At 35.5% G+C, this 21,313-nt stretch carries 24 protein-coding genes; 10 read left to right on the forward strand and 14 right to left on the reverse strand.

Going from position 1 to position 21,313, the window contains the following annotated elements:
• Positions 1-35 precede the first annotated feature (35 nt).
• Positions 36-458 (reverse strand): pyridoxamine 5'-phosphate oxidase family protein, encoded by a 423-nt coding sequence (locus AQ616_RS01160; RefSeq protein WP_069684807.1) that lies wholly within the window; start codon positions 456-458, stop codon positions 36-38.
• A 164-nt stretch (positions 459-622) separates the two neighbouring features.
• Here AQ616_RS01160 and AQ616_RS01165 point away from each other — a divergent pair, with 164 nt between their 5' ends.
• Positions 623-1,279 (forward strand): lysoplasmalogenase, encoded by a 657-nt coding sequence (locus AQ616_RS01165; protein WP_069684808.1) that lies wholly within the window; start codon positions 623-625, stop codon positions 1,277-1,279.
• A gap of 74 nt (positions 1,280-1,353) precedes the next feature.
• Here AQ616_RS01165 and AQ616_RS01170 read toward each other — a convergent pair whose 3' ends face one another.
• The 6 genes from AQ616_RS01170 to AQ616_RS01195 all read right to left on the reverse strand — a co-directional run bounded on the left by AQ616_RS01170 (position 1,354) and on the right by AQ616_RS01195 (position 6,929).
• The gene (locus tag AQ616_RS01170) at positions 1,354-2,601 is read right to left on the reverse strand and encodes a YeeE/YedE family protein (RefSeq protein WP_069684809.1); all 1,248 of its coding nucleotides are present in this window, start codon (positions 2,599-2,601) and stop codon (positions 1,354-1,356) included.
• A gap of 291 nt (positions 2,602-2,892) precedes the next feature.
• The gene (dacB, locus tag AQ616_RS01175; protein WP_069684810.1) at positions 2,893-4,419 is read right to left on the reverse strand and encodes a D-alanyl-D-alanine carboxypeptidase/D-alanyl-D-alanine endopeptidase; all 1,527 of its coding nucleotides are present in this window, start codon (positions 4,417-4,419) and stop codon (positions 2,893-2,895) included.
• A gap of 375 nt (positions 4,420-4,794) precedes the next feature.
• The gene (locus AQ616_RS01180) at positions 4,795-5,352 is read right to left on the reverse strand and encodes an NADPH-dependent FMN reductase (protein WP_069684811.1); all 558 of its coding nucleotides are present in this window, start codon (positions 5,350-5,352) and stop codon (positions 4,795-4,797) included.
• Positions 5,353-5,510: 158 nt separating this feature from the next.
• Complete coding sequence (locus tag AQ616_RS01185) at positions 5,511-6,080, reverse strand: NADPH-dependent FMN reductase (RefSeq protein ID WP_069684812.1); 570 nt, start codon at positions 6,078-6,080, stop codon at positions 5,511-5,513.
• Between the two features lie 125 nt (positions 6,081-6,205).
• The gene (locus AQ616_RS01190; RefSeq protein ID WP_069684813.1) at positions 6,206-6,601 is read right to left on the reverse strand and encodes an OsmC family protein; all 396 of its coding nucleotides are present in this window, start codon (positions 6,599-6,601) and stop codon (positions 6,206-6,208) included.
• On the reverse strand, positions 6,591-6,929 hold the full coding sequence (locus AQ616_RS01195) for an MGMT family protein (protein WP_069684814.1): 339 nt from the start codon (positions 6,927-6,929) through the stop codon (positions 6,591-6,593). The genes AQ616_RS01190 and AQ616_RS01195 overlap by 11 nt, the downstream gene beginning before the upstream one ends.
• A gap of 128 nt (positions 6,930-7,057) precedes the next feature.
• Here AQ616_RS01195 and AQ616_RS01200 point away from each other — a divergent pair, with 128 nt between their 5' ends.
• Positions 7,058-7,231: an H-type small acid-soluble spore protein gene (locus tag AQ616_RS01200; RefSeq protein ID WP_069684815.1), complete on the forward strand. Its 174-nt coding sequence runs from the start codon at positions 7,058-7,060 to the stop codon at positions 7,229-7,231.
• A 3-nt stretch (positions 7,232-7,234) separates the two neighbouring features.
• Here AQ616_RS01200 and alr read toward each other — a convergent pair whose 3' ends face one another.
• The 5 genes from alr to AQ616_RS01225 form a co-directional block, all read right to left on the reverse strand.
• Entirely contained in the window at positions 7,235-8,365 is a 1,131-nt protein-coding gene (gene alr / locus AQ616_RS01205) for an alanine racemase (RefSeq protein ID WP_069684816.1), read from the reverse strand.
• A 171-nt stretch (positions 8,366-8,536) separates the two neighbouring features.
• The gene (locus AQ616_RS01210) at positions 8,537-9,265 is read right to left on the reverse strand and encodes a hypothetical protein (protein ID WP_069684817.1); all 729 of its coding nucleotides are present in this window, start codon (positions 9,263-9,265) and stop codon (positions 8,537-8,539) included.
• A 189-nt stretch (positions 9,266-9,454) separates the two neighbouring features.
• Positions 9,455-9,754, reverse strand: a complete 300-nt coding sequence (locus AQ616_RS01215) for a hypothetical protein (RefSeq protein WP_069684818.1) — start codon at positions 9,752-9,754, stop codon at positions 9,455-9,457.
• A 15-nt stretch (positions 9,755-9,769) separates the two neighbouring features.
• Positions 9,770-10,180: a Spx/MgsR family RNA polymerase-binding regulatory protein gene (locus AQ616_RS01220; RefSeq protein ID WP_017798383.1), complete on the reverse strand. Its 411-nt coding sequence runs from the start codon at positions 10,178-10,180 to the stop codon at positions 9,770-9,772.
• 39 nt (positions 10,181-10,219) lie between these two features.
• Positions 10,220-10,849 (reverse strand): TetR/AcrR family transcriptional regulator, encoded by a 630-nt coding sequence (locus AQ616_RS01225; protein ID WP_017798384.1) that lies wholly within the window; start codon positions 10,847-10,849, stop codon positions 10,220-10,222.
• 414 nt (positions 10,850-11,263) lie between these two features.
• On the opposite strand from AQ616_RS01225, the gene AQ616_RS01230 reads away from it, so the two are divergent.
• From AQ616_RS01230 to AQ616_RS01245, 4 genes are read left to right on the forward strand one after another with little or no spacing between them, the layout of a single operon-like run.
• Entirely contained in the window at positions 11,264-12,376 is a 1,113-nt protein-coding gene (locus tag AQ616_RS01230) for an ABC transporter ATP-binding protein (RefSeq protein ID WP_017798385.1), read from the forward strand.
• Positions 12,366-13,169 carry an ABC transporter permease gene (locus tag AQ616_RS01235; RefSeq protein WP_069684819.1) on the forward strand — a complete coding sequence of 268 codons (804 nt, stop codon included), beginning with the start codon at positions 12,366-12,368 and terminating at the stop codon, positions 13,167-13,169. The genes AQ616_RS01230 and AQ616_RS01235 overlap by 11 nt, the downstream gene beginning before the upstream one ends.
• Position 13,170: 1 nt before the next feature.
• The gene (locus AQ616_RS01240; RefSeq protein WP_069684820.1) at positions 13,171-13,974 is read left to right on the forward strand and encodes an ABC transporter permease; all 804 of its coding nucleotides are present in this window, start codon (positions 13,171-13,173) and stop codon (positions 13,972-13,974) included.
• The gene (locus tag AQ616_RS01245) at positions 13,971-15,047 is read left to right on the forward strand and encodes an ABC transporter substrate-binding protein (protein ID WP_069684821.1); all 1,077 of its coding nucleotides are present in this window, start codon (positions 13,971-13,973) and stop codon (positions 15,045-15,047) included. The genes AQ616_RS01240 and AQ616_RS01245 overlap by 4 nt, the downstream gene beginning before the upstream one ends.
• Positions 15,048-15,350: 303 nt before the next feature.
• On the opposite strand, the gene htpG is transcribed toward AQ616_RS01245, so the two are convergent.
• Entirely contained in the window at positions 15,351-17,228 is a 1,878-nt protein-coding gene (gene htpG, locus AQ616_RS01250) for a molecular chaperone HtpG (RefSeq protein ID WP_017798390.1), read from the reverse strand.
• Positions 17,229-17,382: 154 nt separating this feature from the next.
• Between htpG and AQ616_RS01255 the strand changes: the two genes are divergently transcribed.
• Positions 17,383-18,099, forward strand: coding sequence for an NAD-dependent protein deacylase (locus AQ616_RS01255; RefSeq protein WP_069684822.1), 717 nt, complete (start codon positions 17,383-17,385; stop codon positions 18,097-18,099).
• A gap of 219 nt (positions 18,100-18,318) precedes the next feature.
• Here the strand turns inward: AQ616_RS01255 and AQ616_RS01260 are convergent, their stop codons facing one another.
• A complete protein-coding gene (locus AQ616_RS01260) occupies positions 18,319-18,918 on the reverse strand; it encodes a YpjP family protein (RefSeq protein ID WP_069684823.1) in 600 nt (199 codons plus the stop codon).
• 215 nt (positions 18,919-19,133) lie between these two features.
• Here AQ616_RS01260 and AQ616_RS01265 point away from each other — a divergent pair, with 215 nt between their 5' ends.
• The 3 genes from AQ616_RS01265 to AQ616_RS01275 are packed head-to-tail and all read left to right on the forward strand — an operon-like array spanning position 19,134 to position 21,285.
• Complete coding sequence (locus AQ616_RS01265) at positions 19,134-19,865, forward strand: SDR family NAD(P)-dependent oxidoreductase (protein WP_017798393.1); 732 nt, start codon at positions 19,134-19,136, stop codon at positions 19,863-19,865.
• A 1-nt stretch (position 19,866) separates the two neighbouring features.
• Positions 19,867-20,913, forward strand: a complete 1,047-nt coding sequence (locus tag AQ616_RS01270) for an S-adenosylmethionine:tRNA ribosyltransferase-isomerase (protein ID WP_017798394.1) — start codon at positions 19,867-19,869, stop codon at positions 20,911-20,913.
• 12 nt (positions 20,914-20,925) lie between these two features.
• On the forward strand, positions 20,926-21,285 hold the full coding sequence (locus tag AQ616_RS01275) for a VOC family protein (protein WP_069684824.1): 360 nt from the start codon (positions 20,926-20,928) through the stop codon (positions 21,283-21,285).
• Positions 21,286-21,313 lie beyond the last annotated feature (28 nt).

Below are 21,313 nucleotides of genomic sequence, written 5' to 3' on the forward strand. Positions count from 1 at the left end.
ATTCCTTTAGCAGCTCTCCAGTTGTTTTTTATTTTTTACAAGTGGAGTTCTTTTGGAGATTCTCCTTTTTTATTCATAACTCGAATCGCAGTTGGTTCCACTTTTAATAAAGTATAGGAAGAATCTTCTGGCCCAGAAAAATACTTCTTCATATCTTCATTCCATAATTCCTTTTTTAATTCGAGACTAGACTCAATGGAAACTTTACCTTGATATTCCACATATTCATCACCAAATCCTTCTCCTTCATAACCAATCAAGATATGTGTCCAAGGGTTTAATTCAATTTCTTCAACTTTATCCGTTTCTTTGTCTGTTGCAGTATATAGTATTAATTCACGATGGAAGTAAAGCATATAACGAGAATGAGGTTTATCATTCTTCACTGTAGCCATTGTGCCAATTGGGCTTTCACTTAAGATTTGATCTACTTTTTTCCTTATCGATTCTTGACTCAACATAAACACTCCTTATACCAAATATATATCTAATAGTATGCCTACAAAAAGAAATTTTCATGAATATCTTTCTAATTGGAAAATATTTGCTTATAATAAAGGATATTCTCTTCTTCTCTAGAAAAGATAATGGTAAGTAGTTATAGCATAGAGGAGTGTTCGTTATGGTATTGTACCGTCTTCCCATATTAATTCTCACAACAAGTATTGTTTATATATTTATTTCTCCATCAGAACCATTTGTCTTCAGCTTATTTTTTAAAGTAATTCCAATGATCCTGATCATTATTTATGCAACAGAGCAAATGCCCCTTGAGAAAAACGCTACTCATTGGTTTCTTCTTATTGGCCTATGCTTTTGTATTATTGGTGATGCTACTTTACATTGGTTTATTATTGGTTTAACAGCATTTTTACTTGGTCATATAAGTTATACTCTAGGATTTCTTAAACAAGCTAATTATTCGTTGAAAAAAGGGTTAACAATAATACCCATTACCGCTTTTGCGATTTGGATGGGAATACAACTCGTGTCTTCGCTTCAAGAAAGTGGGCAACAGCAGCTTATTATCCCGGTCATCGCCTATATCACTATAATAAGTATTATGGCATTCACAGCAATCTTGACTGGAAATCGTTGGGCAATACTAGGCAGCATACTATTTCTGATTTCGGACTCCATTCTTTCTTGGAATATGTTTATCTCGTCATTTGCAATAGCAGGCGATTTAGTGATGATTACTTACTATAGTGCGCAATTTTTAATTGCCCACAGTTTATTCACAATCGTACCGAGCAATACTAAACCAATTGTTTGGTAAGTTAACACTGATATCAAAAGCGAAATCTATAAAAAACCCCGAACATAAATGCTCGGGGTTTTTAGTTCCATTCACTAACAAAATTGATCATTTTTATTTGGGTTTATCATACCAAATAACGGCCGTAGGAATAATGCTGCTCCCGTTCCTAGAAATGCCATGATTGCCCATACCCAGCCATGTAGGCTGAACGAAGAGATTCCACCGAAATAAGCTCCAATGTTACAACCAAACGCCAGACGTGCTCCGTAACCCATTAGTAATCCACCCACGATAGCAGCTCCTGCTACACCTGGTTTAATCTTACGAGGTTTAAAATTACCTTGCGCAGTTACTGCAATAAATGCTCCTAAAATAATTCCAAAGTTCATTACACTTGTAGAATCCATTAATACGGATTGAGAAAGTGCGTTTGCTGCATCTCCTGAAAAATAACCCCAGGATGATACATCAATACCAACCGCTTGTAAGGTTTTACCTCCCCATAAAGCAAATGCAGAAGTAATTCCCCAAGGAGTTCCACGCACAAGTAGTACTAGTGCGTTTAATGCCGCTAAGATTACACCAGCGATAAATAATGGCCATGCTCCGCGAAAGACTAGCTTCCAACCTTTACCTTTTGCTAAAGGTTTCATTGCTGGTGGATTTTTACGTTTCGCTATGATTAGCGTAATCCAATAAATCAAACCAAACAATAGAAGTTGGACAACCCAGCCTCCAAAAAATCCTAATCCTGTTGATTCAGCAAGTGAAATCGGTGGCAAGGATGGAGTTTCTGTCCAAAAAGGTAAATGATATGCACCGAGAGTAGAACCGATAATAAAGGCAAATAATGTAAGAATCATTGATGATCCTCCACCACCAAGGTTATACAACGTACCCGATGCACAACCATTACCAAGTTGCATTCCGATACCGAATAAAAATGCTCCGACAAGTACACTAACCCCTACAGGTGAAACATATCCCTGAGGTTCTACACCTGTAAAACTAAAACCATTACTTAAAATAATTGCAAATAACGTTGTTGAAACAACAAACATAAGAAGATGGGCTTGAATTCCTTGGACATTACCAACAGATGCCAGCCTTCTAAAGGCCGAAGTAAACCCAAAACGAGCATAAAGTAATGTTGCTCCTAACGCTAAACCTAAAATAAATAATACACCTTGTACCCAGTCAGCAGTGATAACGATTGCTGATAATAGAATGATAGATACGATAATCCCTATTATAAGAAGGGGCTTTTGCATAGGATTTAGGTCCGCCAAAATGGTTGTCTGTTTTTGCGTAAAGTTTTTCTGAGTTACGGATTGCTCCATCTAAAACCCTCTTTTCCAATTAATTTACTAAGGATTAAGGATACACGATTTTTTTTAAAATGTAAATAGCTTTGCTTGGCCTTTTCACACGTCTAATATTTTTATTTTAAATTGATTAAGTGTTTTGTACATGAGTCAATTTCCTAATCAAGATTTTTGTACAAAATACGTATGTCCGCTTTTTTAAATGAAACTTAGCCAATATTAAAAATTGATTGATATACAAAAAGCAAGCGAAATCATGTCCTCTTTAAGAGATAATTCCACTTGCTCTGTTCTTTTACTTAAATTTTAAAATTCATGATCTGCTATTACATTTACGATACTATCTTCAATACTCCTTATCGTAGCGCTTGATCCAAGAAAGTTATTTATGAGTATAGAAAAAATAACTTCCTTCCCATCAGCCGTTGTTACATAACCCGATAATGTAGAAACTCCTGTAATCGATCCCGTTTTTGCAATTGCATTTTTTGTTGCAGGGCTATCTGTCATCCGATTTCTGAGTGTTCCACCAATCATTCTTTCTGGATGTCCAGCTACCGGTAATACAGATTGAAAAGAAGTAAACCAATCTTTCTCTTGAATAACATATAAGAGTTCCGATAGTTCCACTGCAGGAATCAAATTCTTATGCGACATTCCTGATCCATCTCGTAATAAAATAGTATCCACATTCAGCCCCAGCTCTCCAAGAACATCCTTCATTACTGTTAACCCTTCATCCCAACTACCTTCGTCCCCAACCACTTTTCCCATTTCTTTTACAAGCGTTTCCCCATGTCCATTATTACTTAACTTCATAAAAGGTATAAATAGTTCTTTTAACGGCATGGATTCTTTAGCAACAAGTACTTCGGCAGAAGAAGGAGTTGCTTCAAATCGATCTTCGGATTTCCCTATAAACGTTATTCCTTCCTCTTCTAGAGTTTGTCTAAACACATTAATGACGTAATTTGTTGGCTCCCAAACAGATGCCCAAGATCGTGATATTGATCCGTCTTTAGGCATTTCTCCTTCAATTACAATTGTATTGTTCCCGTGTTGTCGTTCAATTGAAATATCTTTCTCTTCTCCATTAGCAACCATCTTGGTTTTATTCTCAATAGAAATATAATTATTTTCTGGAGTAACTGTTACTTCTGCTTTCTTTCCTTTTCCACTAGGTCTGACCTCCACAATGACCGTACCTGCATCATAATCGTCATCTGGTGACATCGTTAATGCAGATACCTGCGCTCCTGTGTAAAACGGTTCATCTGACCAGTTTAAATCTTGAGAAAGACGAACATCATCATACCATGTGTCATCTCCAACTAGATCACCTTTAATTTTGTGAATGCCTTGTTTTTTTAACTCCTTCGCGAAAGCTTCAAGATCGGATTGAAGTAAGGTAGGATCTCCCTTCCCCTTTACATAAATATTCCCGTGAAGGACTTTTCCACTTACTCTTCCTTCCGTAAGCACTTCCGTTGTAAAGCGGTAATTAGGACCTAACGTTTCCAATGCCGAAACCGCAGTTAAGATTTTCATATTTGATGCAGGATGTAATCGAATATCAGCATTTCTGGAAAATAACTGTTCACCATTCGTTGCATCCAACACACTAACCCCTGTTACTCCCCCTTCTAGGTTGGAATTATCTAATATGATAGCTAATTTCTCTTCTAAGGTTGCATCTTCTAGTTGTGTTATGTCCGTTTCATCTGTGGCGTCAATCTTTGTTTCAAGTTGTGGATAAAATAATAACAGCCCACTAATTATGGCAATTAATCCAGTGAGAACGACTAACTTACTAATAAAGGATTTGCGATTCATGGACAACACACACCTTTCTTTTTTAATATTCTAATAATTATACAACACTTTTCAATATACAAATAGTTATTCTAAGTAAATGTATTCTTTTGAACTAGAAAAAGAATCTGAACAGGATTTTTTAACCGCAACACAGCCTATCATTGTATACCAATATATCTATAAAGAAAAAAGCAACTACCTTACATATGTAAGTATAGCTGCTTTTTCATTTATAATACTTCTGGCCCTACAAGTTTTTCTGGTTCTACTCCAAGGATTAATTTACTTATATCAAATATGTAAAGAATCTTTTTCTAGAGAAACAACTTCCCAATTTAAATCCAAACAAAAAAATAGCAGGTATCCCTACTATTTTTCTGTTCAAATTATATGTTATCCCCGTAATGATTTTAAAGCTCCTGACCAAGCGATTACTTGATCCAACATTTCGTTTGCATTCGCATGGTGAAAATCAGCCGGTTTAAATACACTCATATTTTCAAAGTCTGTCATTAGTGAGAAAGTTACTGCTGTACGCACGTCTGCGACTTGTAATTCACCAAGAATTAAACGTAGGTTTTCATGTGCACGCGTACCTCCCAAACTGCCGTAACCAACAAAACCAGCAGCTTTATTGTGCACTTCCACTTTTAGATAGTCTGTTGCATTTTTCAGCGCTCCACCAATTGCATGATTATATTCTGGTGTGATGAAGATATATCCATCAAATGACGCCATTTTTTCCGACCAACTTTGAATTGCTTGAGCTGCTTCTTCTTGATCCGATTCTTTTACTTCTGCTCCTAACATCGGAAGTGGATAATCTGCTAAATCGACTATTTCATAAGTTACATCATCATTACGATTAGTTGCAAAATCATACATCCAATTGGCTACTGCTTCACCATTACGACCTTTTCGTACACTTCCTAAAATAATTCCTATTTTCATCTATATTTCCTCCAAACATATTATATTTAATTAAATATTTATTAATTAAATATAATATACCAAGAATTCATTTTTATTTCAACTCTTTTGTGTTTAAAAATAATAAACTTATTTTTTGTAAGTTTCATGTGTGCAAAAAACCGTAAGCTAATTTACTCTTACGGTTTAAATGAAAATGAAGATGGTTGTATTTTATTTTCTTTTATTTGTCTTGTTAATTGTATCAACTGATCAGCAAGAATAGTTAATCGATTTAGCACATTTTGGTTGGTAAGAACATAATTTGTAAAATCTTTTTCTTCAATAAACACATATTTGGGCAATACCCAACCAAGCATGTACGTTAAGATAGGTTTTAATTGCTGTTCTGGAACGAGGTAATGTTTAGCTGAACCTGCAGTTGCTAAAATCCCAATTGCTTTATGACGAAATGCATCCATTGGCAATAAGTCAAACAAATTTTTTAACGTACCTGGTATGGAAGCTTGAAATGTCGGTGTTCCTATTAATATCCCATCTGAGTCTAGAATTTTTTCTAAAACAAATCTTGTGTCCCCTGTGTAAGCATCCACTGAACGACCGTCACTAAAAACCAACTCATAATCCTTTAAATCAATTAACTCTACTTCAACCGAGTCATATTGATTACTTATATATTTCAAAACATGTTCTACTGCGATTCTCGTTTTGGAACCTACAATAGACCCTGAAATTCCAACTATTTTCACGGAGCAACCTCCTTGTATGCAATACATCTAGTATAAAAATACGTTATAAATTCAATTTTTATTATACCGAGATATATGGCTAAAATACAATTTGTTGCTTATAGACACTTCTTACCAATCTATACTTATTTACCCTTAGCCGGTATCACTTCAATTGTTTCTACGATCTCAATACTTCCTTTTACGGATTGTACCATCGAGCAATTTTTAGAAGAAATAGCTAAGGCTTTCTCTGCTTTTTCCTGAGACAGAGTGTCTGCATACACTGTAAAATGCATGGCGATTTTTTCAATTCGATTCGCTTCAGCTTCATTACGCTCTATATCTGCTTCAATTAAGATATCTTTAAAATCAATTCGTTGTTTTTCCATTATTTTACGAAGCACTCCACCACTACATCCGGCGATTGAAGAAACTAATAAAGCGAATGGTCGGAAGCCATGTTCATCTTCTCCAGAAATAGTTAAATTTCCATATGATAATTCTGTTTCGAATGCTTGATTATTTAAACTAAATTTCATATATATCCTCCTCTGTTTCTTTTCCAGGAAACCATTGATAACGTTCTAAAGATATTTTTCCCTGGTTATCCACTTTCACACCTTCTGATTCTAACCTAGTTCTTTGTTCCCAAAATCCTTCTTCGGATTGAATTCCAATCTTTCCTTGTGCATTGATAACACGATGCCACGGCAAGTAATACTTTTCACTCATCGAATGTAAAATTCGTACCACTTGTCTTGCTGCCCGCTTACTTCCTGCATTTGCTGCGATTTGTCCATAGGTCATCACTTTTCCATAAGGAATATCTTTGATAATTTGAATAACACGTTCTGTAAAAGGGGTCATTGCACACCTCCATGTACCAGTTTTTACAACGAATACATCTTATGTAATTAACAAAACTAATTATGAATTCTTCATAAGATGGACCTTAATAACTTTTATTTTATTTTTTATGCAAAGGAGGGCTAGCCTTGGATTATAACCGAGTACAACAAATAATTGACTCACCGGAGTTGGTTCAAGTAACGTATCATGGAATCCCCGTTTTTATCCGTTCTCTCGACTCCAATCATATTGCGACTGTATTCCCACTAGATAACATGGATGATTTACAGTCTGTTGATATTGATGGTTTACTTGAGTAAATTTTACACATAATGTCTTGGGACCCGCTTTCCAATTAGGCAAACCGTTTCATAATGAATTGTTTGCATTTGATCTGCGACCACATCTAATGGAATATATCCTGCATTTTCATCACCAAAAATGGTTACAATATCATCTTTGGTTACGTCGGTTCGAACAGTAGATACATCTATCATAGACTGATCCATACAAATTCTCCCAACAATAGGACACTCTGTTCCATGAACAGTCACATGACCTTTATTTGATAACAAACGGGAAAACCCATCTGCATAGCCTATAGGGAGCGTAGCGATTTTTGTCGTTTCCTTTGTCTCATACGTTAATCCATAGCTAATTGGCTGGTGAGGGGGAACATCTTTTACGAGCACAGGCTTAGCTTTAAAACTCATTACTTGCTGTAAGGACAAAATTTCCTTTAAATGTTGTCCTGGATATAACCCGTATAAACTTATTCCTACTCGAACCATATCCATATGCAACTCCGGAAAAGCTATCGTGGCTGCACTATTGCAACAATGTTTGATTGGTATCGAATACCCTTCATTTTCCAACGACTCAATAATCCCTTGGAAGACCTCAAATTGTTTGTATGTATACGCATCACTTTCTCCATTATCAGCATCCGCAAAATGAGTAAAAATCCCTTCTACTTCAATTTCTTCGGATTGCATCGATGTCATTAGAGAGATGACCTCATCGGCAGACCTTAACCCTATCCGACTCATACCACTATCAATTTTTATATGAACTTTTGCTTTTTTTTCTAAAGAACGAGCTGCGTCCTTTATCGCTTCCAGCGTTTCCGTTGAGTACACGGTGAGGGTGAGGTCATGTTTAACTGCTTCTCTTACAGCATAACTTGGTGTATAACCAAGCAATAAAACAGGAGCTAATATTCCAGCTTCTCGAATTTGAAGTGCCTCATCAATAAAAGCAACCCCAAGATATTCTGCTCCTGCTTCTAAAGCTCTTCGCGCTATAGGAACAGCACCATGCCCATAACCATCAGCTTTTACAACTGCCATCAATCTCGACTGTTTACGTAAATGATTCTTAAATTGACGTACATTATAAGTTAATGCATCGAGGGAAACTTCCACCCACGCATCGCGATAACTTGTTACTTTCATTATCCGTACCTCCTACTACATCCATTCCTAATGTAACTGTATAACTTCAGACATTATTAAACCAATTATAGGAGAACTGTTAACATCGTTTCAACTACAAATATCTATTGTAAATATAACAAGAACCGCATAAATCTATAATCATGTAAAATTGATGCGGCTCTTCTACTTTTACACGTTTTGTTTTTCTTTCTTTTCTTGCATTTCTTCTTGCTTATCATCATTGACCCCCGTCAGTTTATTCAACATATAAGTTACGGTAGATTCTAGCTTTTTAGCCAAATAATTGGTTCGTTCATACATAACACCTCGAAAATGATCCATTTGACGAACTACTTTTTCTAATAATGCGTCCTGACTTTCCAGGCGCTCATACACCTTCCCCGTTTCTACTTCTTTGTCTTTTAACGTTTGCATTACTGCCTGTTGCATTTGATTTTGTTCTTCAACTTTGTCGTGATATTTTTCATTTGTTGTCTGCATAGAATCCATCAGTTCCTGCAATACTTGTTGGCTCTTCTTCAATTCAGTCAAGTGTGAGGTTATTTGTTGCTTTGAAATTCCTTCTTCTTTTATTTGTATAGAAATGGATTGTTGACTATCTTCTAGTATTTGAAGTTTATCTAAGACATTTTGTTCCATCATTTTATGATTCATACTATCTTTCTCTAATATTTGCAATTGATCAGTTATAGAATCCCAATTTTGTTGTTGTTTTAGTCCTTGACCAGCCATTTGACTATTTAATCTCCGAATTGATTTCATGATTGATTGTTGAATATTGTTATGTTCCTCTAACACTTCTGACATATGACTTCGAATAAACACCTGTTGATTTGGTGCATATAACTGCTGTTCACTTTTATAAACATTCTCGTTTTCATTCATATATAAACTCAATGTTAAGCACCCTTTCTAATATTCTTAAACATATCTTATGCATGCGCTTAGAAAGTGGACTAATATCCTGTTAAAGAATAGGTGAACGCCTATGGCTAAAGTGAAAAAAACAGTGACAAGTTACAGTCACTGTTCGTTATATGATGGGACATTATTTATAGTGGTGAATTAAATGTAGTAAATTTGAGGTTAAGTGTGATATCGACGTTTATTCTGTAACTCCTTAAAACTTTCCACAAAATCTTCTGGAGAGGTTTTGACAATATACGGATATACACCTTTCAACGTGTGTAAATACAACATGCCAGAATCTTTCCCTACAAAACGATATGACATATCTAGGACATCATCAATTGGAAACTCACGATGTTTCGTCACAATCTTTTCATTATAGATATACATATAGCGTTTCTCTTCGGTGTCTGTTTGTTGTAGGCTACTAACTTGGCGTACGACCTTAATATACGGGTGTGATGCGATTAAATCCATAAGTACCTCCAGAAATTAATTCTCAGCTACTCGCAAATTATTCGTTTTCCATTGTAACCATTGATATTCCCTTGTTTGTCTTGGCAAGAATTGACGAATGTCCTCTTCATGATAACCTACTTGTAATCGTTTATCATCTACCATAATTGGACTGCGAAGCAATCTCGGATGTTCTTGGATAATCTCAAGCAGTTCCTGAAGTGGCAATGACTCAATATCAAGATTTAAGTCTTTATATATTTTCGAACGAGTAGAGATAATCTCATCCGTTCCTTCTACTGTCATTCTTAAGATATTTTGTAATTCATTTACTGTTAATGGTTCACGGATAACATTACGTTCTTCAAAATCGATACCATTTTTGTGGAACCATTGTTTAGCCTTCCTTGTAGATGAACATGCAGCGCCATAAATTATAACTGACATTAATCATACCCCATTCTTTATAGTAAATTTTCTTACAATTTATGATTTATACAACCCTTTTCGAAGCAATTCCATCTCAATACGAAAGTTTTCCATTGCTTCCTCATTGGAGAGATTGCGTGAGAATTTATCTACGAGATTTCGAAAAGTAACAGACGTCAGTATTTGCATTACGTGAAAAAATTCTTGATTGCCTGTTATATTTAGCTTATTTGAATCAATCAATCCGCTAATTCGGTCTAGTGCAGCTTCAACGTTACCGCCTACTGTTCTTTGACCGATAAATAATCCTGTAAATGAATCCTCAATTTCATGGGTCACATTCATTAATGCATTTTGAAGAAATTTGAGATTATCTTCATTACTTAAATCCTCTAACAACATCTGGAACAAATTCTCCATAGTTTTAAAGATATCTCCACCACTTTCTTCTAATGTAAAAAGAAAGTATTCACGACGTTTCTCCGTCTGCAGTTTCAAAAGATAATAAAAAGCATCTTCTTTATTCTCAAAGTACTGGTAGAAGCTTCCTCTAGCAACACAAGCACTCTTCACAATATTAGAAATGGAGGCTTGAGATAGCGGAACTCTAGAAAATTCTTTCTCTACTGCTTCCATTAATTTATTTCGTTTTGCATCCGGTAAATTGAAAAAGGTTACTTTTGGCATGTTACTTCCTCCAGCTTTCATATGTGACACCATGTCATGTTGTATAGTTTAATATTAAATGACACCGTGTCATAAGTCAATAATAAGTATGACATCATGTCACTTTTTTCTATAAATGTGTCCAAAATATGACGTAGCCAAAGCTCTGGAACCTATGTATAGCTTCCCCAATCCCGAAAATAATCATGCACCTTTTATACCATATACCCGCTCTAATAAAATATTTAACCTACAGATAAAAAAAGTAATTTCAACTGTATACTTTTCATGTATAATTATTTCGAATCTGACTAAAACTTGCACTGTTTATAACTATATGTAGTTTTCATAATAATAATAATTGGTCAGTCAAATCAGTATTCAAAAAAATATAAAATACTCATCTTGAACATCTAACAGGAGAAGGAGTTAGAAATGGAAAATAATCAACCAATTATTCAATTTAAAAATGTCTCCAAACAGTTCGATAATGATCCTCTTGTCTTGGATCACGTCAGTTTTACAATAGAAAAAGGGAAGTTCTATACCTTACTTGGTCCTTCAGGTTGTGGGAAAACGACCATTTTACGTCTAATAGCCGGATTTACTGAAGCAACATCAGGGGACATCATTTTTGAAGGAAAAAAAATTAACCATATTCCAGCTAACAAACGACCAATTAATACGGTCTTCCAGGACTATGCTTTATTTCCTCACCTCAATGTCTATGAAAATGTTGCTTTTGGATTACGTATTAAGAAATTTAAAAAATCCAAGATAGATGAAAAAGTCAAAGAAGCACTTTCTTTTGTCAATCTAGCCGGATACGAAAACCGTGAAATCGAGGATATGTCAGGTGGCCAACGACAACGTGTAGCAATAGCACGTGCGATTGTTAATGAGCCTGCAGTAATATTACTCGATGAACCATTATCCGCGTTAGACCTTAAATTAAGGTATCAAATGCAGTACGAGCTTCGTGAACTTCAACAAAGACTTGGGATTACCTTTATTTTTGTTACACATGATCAAGAAGAAGCTCTCGCGATGTCTGATGAGATATTTGTTTTAGATAAAGGAAAGATTCAACAGAGTGGCACACCAAATGATATTTATGATGAGCCGATTAACCGCTTTGTTGCTGACTTTATTGGTGAATCTAATATCGCTAAAGCTACAATGGTTGAAGACTACCTTGTTGAAATTGCAGGAAAACAATTCACATGTGTGGATATGGGAATGAATGCTAATGAACCTGTCGAAGTGGTTATTCGTCCAGAAGATATGGAAATCACTTCTGTAGAACAAGGGATGATTTCCGTTACTGTACACACGCAGTTATTCCGTGGTGTACATTATGAAATTACCTGTTTGGATAACGAAGGGAACGAGTGGCTTGTTCAATCGACGAAAAAAGCAATTGTTGGCGAACAAATTGGATTGAGGTTTAATCCAGAAGATATACATGTTATGCGATTTAATGAGTCCGAAGCAGACTTTGATCGTCGTTTAGATTCCTATTCAGAGGGAGAAACAAATGGAGAATAAGACTCTTCGTAATTTATACATGTTACCTTATGCACTTTGGATTATCCTCTTCGTGATTGCACCGATTTTACTTGTTGTTTATTTCTCGTTCTTTGATATTGAAGGGAATTTCTCTTTTGAGAATTACAAAAATTTCTTTACACCAACCTATTTGCAAATGACCTTAAATTCATTTTGGTATGCATTTCTAATCACATTAATTTCTCTGTTAATTGCTTATCCGACAGCTTATTTATTAACACGTACGAAACATAAGCAATTATGGCTTTTACTGATTATTGTACCTTCATGGATTAATTTACTATTAAAAGCTTATGCATTTATTGGTATATTCAGCACGCATGGTGCAGCAAATCATTTTTTAGAGTGGATAGGAATAGGATCGAGGCAATTACTTTTCACCGATTTTAGTTTTGTATTTGTCGCTGTTTACATTTTTATACCGTTTATGATCTTACCTATTTTTAATGCAATAGATAATTTAAATTCAAGCTTGCTATACGCATCCAAAGATTTAGGTGCTTCGAAATGGACTACATTCCGAAGAGTTATTTTTCCTTTAACAATTGATGGTGTGAAATCTGGATGTCAAGTGGTTTTCATCCCTGCGCTATCTCTATTTATGCTTACACGATTAATTGCCGGGAACCGTGTGATTACGCTTGGAACTGCAATTGAGCAGCAGTTTCTCGTCACCCAAAACTGGGGCATGGGAGCTACCATCGCAGTTTTTCTAATCATTATTATGGTAGGATTTATGGCATTAACATCGATACGAAGGAGAGGTGTCTAGTATGGAGAATAAATCCTCTTCATTCGCTAATATCTTTTTAATCATTGTATTTTTCATTTTATATGCACCAATATTTTATTTAATCTTTTATTCATTCAATAGTGGCGGAACGATGAGCGACTTTGAAGGTTTTACTTTTGACTGGTACAGAGAATTATTCCAAGACACTCGCTTATTGATTATTGTGCTTAATACCCTCGTAATTGCACTCTTGTCTGCACTTATTGCAACAATAATTGGTGTTTTGGGCGCAATCAGCATTCGATCTTATAAAAAAAGACGAACTCGGAATTCTCTTTTATCATTAAATAATGTGCTTATTGTAAGTCCTGATGTAATTATTGGTGCTAGCTTTTTAATTTTATTTACATTGGCTGGAATTCAGTTAGGATTTTATTCCGTCCTCCTATCTCATATCGCTTTTAGTATACCTATTGTTGTGTTAATGGTACTTCCTAAACTTCTTGAGATGAGTTCTTCATTAGAAGATGCTGCTCGTGATTTAGGAGCAAGTAATTGGAACGTCCTGACAAAAGTTACGCTACCTTATATTTCGCCAGGTATTTTTGCTGGATTTTTCATGGCGTTAACTTATTCACTTGATGATTTTGCAGTAACTTTCTTTGTAACTGGTAATGGATTTACCACTCTGTCTGTTGAAATATATTCATTAGCTAGACGAGGAATATCGCTTAATATTAACGCTTTATCTACCATTATGTTTTTCATAACAATACTTCTCGTAATTGTTTATTACTATCTTACACAGCGTAGTGGAACGAAAGGAGTTGGCTTGAGACGATGAAATCTATCATGCGATCATTTATTGCAATACTCGTTGTTTCGATTGTTTTACTTATAATGATTAATCGCCTCAATGCTGCACAAGGGTTTTCCGGTGATAATACGTTAACTGTATACAATTGGGGAGATTATATCGACGAAGAACTAATTAGTCAATTTGAGGAAGAAACTGGCATTACCATTGTATATGAAACATTCGATTCCAATGAAGCGATGATGACAAAAATTCAACAAGGTGGTACGACATATGATGTTGCAGTACCATCTGAATATATGGTGCAAAAAATGGTAGAGGAAGATTTACTAATTGAATTAGACCATTCCAAACTTTCAAACCTGAGTAATTTAGACAAACGTTTTATGAATTTACCATTCGATCCAAATAACCAATATTCGGTTCCATATTTTTGGGGAACAGTTGGAATTGTATTTAACACAACTCTTTTGCCAGAAGGTATGAAACTAACAAGCTGGCATGACTTATGGGACCCTTCGTTAGAAAATCAAATTTTACTAATCGATGGCGCTCGTGAAATTATCGGTATGGGATTAAACTCATTAGGTTATTCCTTGAACGACACTAATCCTGACCATCTCTATCAAGCATTAGAAAGGTTAGAGGGGCTTACTCCAAATGTTCGAGCAATAGTTGGTGATGAAAATAAAATGTTAATGGCAAATAACGAAGCCACAATTGCGGTTGGTTGGTCTGGTGATGCCGCAGATATCATGGGAGAAAATGAAGCAATCGACTACGCGGTACCGGAAGAGGGGTCCAACCTCTGGTTCGATAACTTTGTCATTCCAAAAACTGCACAAAATATAGATGGTGCACACGAATTTATTAACTTTATGTTAGATGCAGAAGTAGCTGCCCAAAATACAGAGTATGTTAGTTACTCTACACCAAATAAAGAAGCACTACAGTTCATGCCGAAAGAGATGGTAGAAGACGAACGATTCTATCCTAATCCAGAATTAACCGACCGCTTAGAGGTATACGAAAACTTGGGGCAAAGCAACTTAGCTTTTTATAATGAATTGTTCTTACAATTTAAGATGTATCGGAAATAAGGCTACTACCAAAGAAGATGCTTAGAAACATGCTTTTGTCTATTCAGTTCAAGAGCATGTTAATGGCTTTTAGAGATCACTAAACGAGATTTTTTATTCCCTTATTTGTTTGGGTTTCTTCGTGAGTTTAGACTTTAGAGTCGCTCTATTCCCTAAAAAACTAATGTGATTCTTCTTCCTTGTATTGGGTTTTACAATTGCTCTATAAACTTTCAAATGAAAAATCCCCTTGAGGAAAAATCAACATTTTCCTCAAGGGGATTTTTTAACTGCCGGAGCATTGACTCAGACAACTTTTTCCCTTCATACCATTACTTTACAAATGTCATTTGTGAATTCTACTGGATCATTAATTGGCAATCCTTCAATAAGAAGTGCTTGATTATATAAAAGATTGGTATATAGTTTTAACTTTTCATCATCATTACCTTGCGCTGATTTTAAGGATTGGAAAATATCGTGATTTACATTAATCTCCAATACTTTATCAGCCTGGATTTGCTGATCATCTGGCATTGCATTAATAATTTTCTCCATTTCAAGGGAGATCTCACCATCTGCAGTCAACACGACTGGATGTGATTTCAAGCGCTTTGAAGCACGTACATCTTTTACTTTGTCAGATAATACTTCTTTCATCGCTGCAAATAATTCTGCATTATCGTTATTTTCCTGTTCGTTTTCTTCTTTCTCATCTTCTTCGATACCTAGATCTCCACTTGATACCGAACGGAATTCTTTTTCATCATAATTCATGAGCATTTTGATGGCGAATTCATCAATTTCATCTGTAAAGTAAAGAATTTCATAGCCTTTATCTGCAACTAATTCTGTTTGTGGGAGTTTTTCAATTCGATCTCTTGAATCACCTGTAGCATAATAAATATACTTTTGATCTTCCGGCATACGGGAAACATATTCTTCAAGCGTTACTAGTTTTTTCTCTGTTGAAGAATAAAATAGAAGTAAATCTTTTAACTCATCTTTGTTTTGACCGTAATCGCTATAAACACCAAATTTAATTTGTTGACCGAATGCATCAAAGAATTTTTCATAGCTTTCACGTTCATCACGTAAAAGACTTACTAGCTGTTGTTTTACTTTTTTCTTAATATTTTTAGCAATAAGCTTCAATTGACGATCATGTTGTAGCATTTCACGAGAGATATTAAGAGAAAGATCTTCCGAATCTACCATTCCTTTAACAAAACTAAAGTAATCCGGAAGTAAGTCAGCACATTTATCCATAATTAATACTCCGTTAGAATAAAGCTCAAGTCCTTTCTCATAATCACGTGTGTAGTAATTAAATGGTGCACTTTCTGGAATAAATAGAATAGCATTATAACGAATAGAACCATCCACATTGATGTGTACATGTTTAAGCGGCTTATCAAACCCATAACGTTTCTCCTGGTAGAAATTCGTATAGTCATCATCACTTAATTCGCTCTTATTCTTCTTCCAGATAGGAACCATCGTATTGATTGTTTGTTCTTCTATTACATCTTCATATTCGTCTTCAGATCCTTCTTTCAACTTACTTTCGGTTACATCCATTTTGATTGGGTAACGAATAAAATCAGAATACTTTTTAATGATTTGTTGTAACGTAAATGTCTCTAAAAATTCGTCATAAGTTTCTTCTTCTTGGTTTTCTTTAATATACAATGTAATCGTTGTTCCAGTATCTTGCTTGTCCACTTCTGTAATAGAATATCCATCAGACCCTTTGGATTCCCATTTAAATGCTACATCACTGTCAATGGATTTCGTTACTACTTCTACTTTATCTGCTACCATAAACGCAGCATAGAAACCAACCCCGAATTGTCCTATGATATCATGTCCATCTTTAATTTCATTCTCTGATTTAAATGTATGTGAACCACTTTTTGCGATAACACCAAGATTATTTTCTAATTCTTCTTGTGTCATACCGATTCCTGTGTCTACAATCGTTAATGTGCGTTCCTCTTTATTGGGAGTAATTTTTATATAGTAGTTGTCCACATCAAATGACAAGGAATCATCGGTCAATGCTTTATAGTAAATCTTATCTATCGCATCACTTGCATTAGAAATTAATTCACGCAAGAACACTTCGCGCTGTGAATAAATAGAGTTAATCACCATATCTAATAGTTTTTGTGACTCGGCTTTAAATTTACGTTTTCCCATAATAACATCTCCTTTATTTCTGCATTTAGCACTCTGTGCTAACGAGTGCTAACCCCTATATTTTTAATAACACATCCAAATTTTTCTGTCAATATCATTGGCATTAGAAATAGCTTAGCCTGTATAATAGATGCCAACATGAGGAGGGATAAAAGTGATAAAAGATTGGCTGCAAGAATCTAATTACACTGTTATTTTCACTGGGGCTGGTATGTCCACCGAAAGTGGTCTACCGGATTTCCGATCTGCGAACAAAGGTCTTTGGAAGCAGCACGACCCAAGTAAAATTGCTAGTATAGATGCACTAAATAATAACGTTGATACGTTTATTGACTTTTATCGAGAGCGTGTACTGAAAGTAAAAGAATATGGCCCGCATCAGGGACATTACATCTTGGCTGAATGGGAACAGCAAGGTCTTGTCCATTCCATTATTACACAGAACGTCGATGGGTTTCATCAAGCATCCGGCAGTAAAATCGTACATGAATTACATGGCACACTACAAAAACTCCACTGCCAAAGCTGTGGAAAAGAATATAGCAGCGGAGAATATGTAGACAATGAATATCATTGTGATTGTGGTGGAGTATTGCGCCCTTCAATTATTTTGTTTGGTGAAATGCTACCTCAAGAAGCTTTTCAAACTGCATTTCAAGACGCAGAAAAAGCGGATCTTTTTATCGTACTCGGTTCATCATTGACGGTATCACCCGCCAATCAAATCCCATTAATCGCAAAAGAAAGTGGAGCTAGACTTATTATCGTTAACCAAGAACCGACACCATATGATCAATATGCTGACATGACCATTCTTGATCAGAAAATAGGTGTATTTTTACAGGCGGTTGCCAATGAGGGTAAGGGTTAGCCTTAATCCTCATTTTGAATTGCTAATTGTAGTCACCTATCCGACTTCTCGTTTCTCCCTTAACAAATTAAAAACCGAACTATTTACCAGTAGCAACTGTCTCTATCCTCACATAGGTAGGAGATCAAATACTATCCGGTATTTAGCTCGGTTTATATAAAATATGGTTTCATATCAACTTAATTAAATTAACGCATCTAAGACTGTATGAATTAGTTTTTATATCATCCATTTCGGGGGTGTATTTTTGTCCCAGTAAATATCTCCAATATCATGATGTACTTTAAATTGATCTGTGTTTAAGTGATAGTGAAAATTAAAATAATGCCCTTCCAACGGTCGATTATCTCGACGAACATGAAATTTAGCTATGTGTTGTTTTGTCTTCTCATCATAAACATTAAATATCCGTTCACCGTAACCAGCTGCAGGATCCTCTGTAACAGAAAGGAATCCATACGCTGTTTCTGTTTCTTCTAGTAATGTATGTAATACTTCCTCTATTTTCGGAAGAATCTCTTGGTTAAATTCATCCTCTACTTTGGTAGCAATCTTTGTTCCAAACTTAATCATCGATTGTTCCTGAGCTTGAGACATTAAACGATTTAATGCTGTATCAAGATCCTCCTCGATTGTTGTAGGAATAGCATCTTGTATTTCTATCGTCCTTGCTATTGTCTCTTGATCTGAGTTTGAAGAGGATGATACATTACCATTTTCCTTTTGAGCATCTACTTCCAGCAAGGTTGTCGGAGAGTACATACCTAATGTTAATATTGTAATAAGAACTACTGCTATCTTTCTCCACCATATCTTCATCTGCTCACCTACACTATCCCATTCCGTCTTTTTATTAATATTTTATCACTTTATAAATACTTGTCTATCCTACTTTCTTACTTTTTAAAAAATTCACCTTCAAATTTTGCCATACATCTAAAGTTGTAGTGAAAGACCAACCATAGGAATGACGTATTTACCATTTAATCCATTTACACTTAATGTATACCAATAAACAAAGGGGTGTAAAAATAATGGAGCAATCAAAAGTAGTTATGATTTCAGGGGCATCGAAAGGATTAGGAAGAGCTATTGCTTTAGCCTTTGCACGACAGGGTGCATCACTTGCTATATGTGCACGGGGGGAACAAGCATTAACAGAAGTTAAAAACGAAATCCAACACTTAGGGGTAGAAGTTCTTGCTGTTACAGCAGATATTAATAATACAAGAGATGTTGAGAGATTCGTAGCACTTGCCGAAGAAAAATTTAGGAAAATAGATGTCTTAATTAATAATGCATCGACTGTAGGTCCTAGCCCAATCCCTCAATTACTAGATACTACTGAAGATGATTTCTTTCATGTATTACGGGTAAACACTGCTAGTGTTTTTCTTTTATCAAAACGAGTCATTCCAGGAATGCTGCAAAGAAATCATGGATCTGTAATCAATATAACTTCCGAAGCTGGAAACACCGGTTATAGCGGATGGGGAGCTTATGGAATATCTAAATTCGCAGTAGAAGGAATAACCCAGACGTGGGCTGATGAACTTAAAGAAACACCTATTCGGGTTAACATGGTAGATCCAGGAGAAATGGATACAGAAATGCATGACCTTGCAGTACCTAATTGTAAATACGAACTTGCTCAACCAGAAGATTGTACAGATGTATTTTTATATCTCGCTTCAGATGATGCCAGTAACATACATGGAGAGCGACTAGAAGCACAAACATTCGATTTTGCAAAAGGAGGAGAATAATATGCTTCCTCATGCTCCGCATTTCCATTTACCTGATGAAGCAAATGCTACAACACCACCAGAAAAAAGAGGTCTTCGACGTGATCAAGTACGTTTGCTTGCGCTTGATTCTAGCAACGGCTCTTATGAACACAGTTATTTTTATAACTTAGAAAACTATCTTTCTTCTGGTGATTTACTCGTTCTAAATAATAGTCGGACCATTCCACCTGTGTTAAAGGCTACATTATCTAACGGTAAAACAATCGAAGTCCGTTTAGCAAAACGTTTATCTAATAATGTATGGGAGGTGCTTGTCCCTATAGAAGCTTTGATTAATGAGCAGTTGTATTTTCGTGAAGGGTTAGTCGGAAAAATAATTGCATCCAAATTACAGTCTCCATTAAAACAGATAGAATTTAATCGAAGTGACATTGATTTATACAACTACTTCTATACGCACGGGGAACCTGTTCGCTACGAATATATTCATCACCCATGGTCATTAGATGCCTACCAGACTGCTTATGCTATACACCCTGGTTCTGTAGAAATGCCTTCAGCAGGGCGTGCTTTTAGTTGGGAAATGCTTTTCCGATTACAGAAAAAAGGTATCAACATCGCATTTCTCCAGTTGCATACAGGCCTTAGTTATTTATTAGACGATGCGTGGGATCATTCTCCAGATAATAACGAAGAGTTTTATTCGATACCAAAAGAAACTGTATCATTGATTGAGCAAACCCAAAGTCACAACAAACAAGTAATCGCAGTTGGCACGACGGTTGTACGTGCACTTGAAACAATGGCGCTAACCGGAGAATCAACCGGATGGACAAATTTATATATCCAACGTGACTTTCCTCGCAAACTTACAAATGGATTAATAACCGGCTTACACGAACCAAAATCTAGTCACTTAGAAATGCTAACCTCGTTTATTGGGGAGTCGTTGCTGTTAAATGCTTACGAACAAGCAATTAAAGAAGGCTATCTATGGCATGAGTTTGGAGATATGAATCTTATCTTACCAGAAAAACATCCTTATAGTTTACAAGCTCCCCTCTAGAGGTGATTAATAATGCAATTTCATCATATAGCTATTGAAGTTACTGATTTAGAAAGATCTCAGAAATTCTATCAATTGATGTTCGATTTGGATGTAGAACAGTATCTCACATTTATGGATGAACAAATCGTTTTTCTAAAAAGGAAGGAGTGGAGGTTAGAATTGATTCAACCCTCTTCTCCACCTTCCCACTCCCCACATGTTCATATCTGCTTTCAGGTTAATAACATGAAGGAAACAATCATTTATTTAAAATCGCTTCAAATAGTACCGATTGAAGGCCCTTATGAAATCTCAAATGGTTGGAAATCTATCTTCTATGAGGGACCAGATCAAGAAATTATCGAACTATTACAAATAAAAAACATGTAAAAAATGCTATACTAATAGAAAAAGGTAA

It is taken from the genome of Oceanobacillus sp. E9, assembly GCF_001741975.1.
Taxonomy (GTDB): domain Bacteria; phylum Bacillota; class Bacilli; order Bacillales; family Amphibacillaceae; genus Oceanobacillus; species Oceanobacillus kimchii.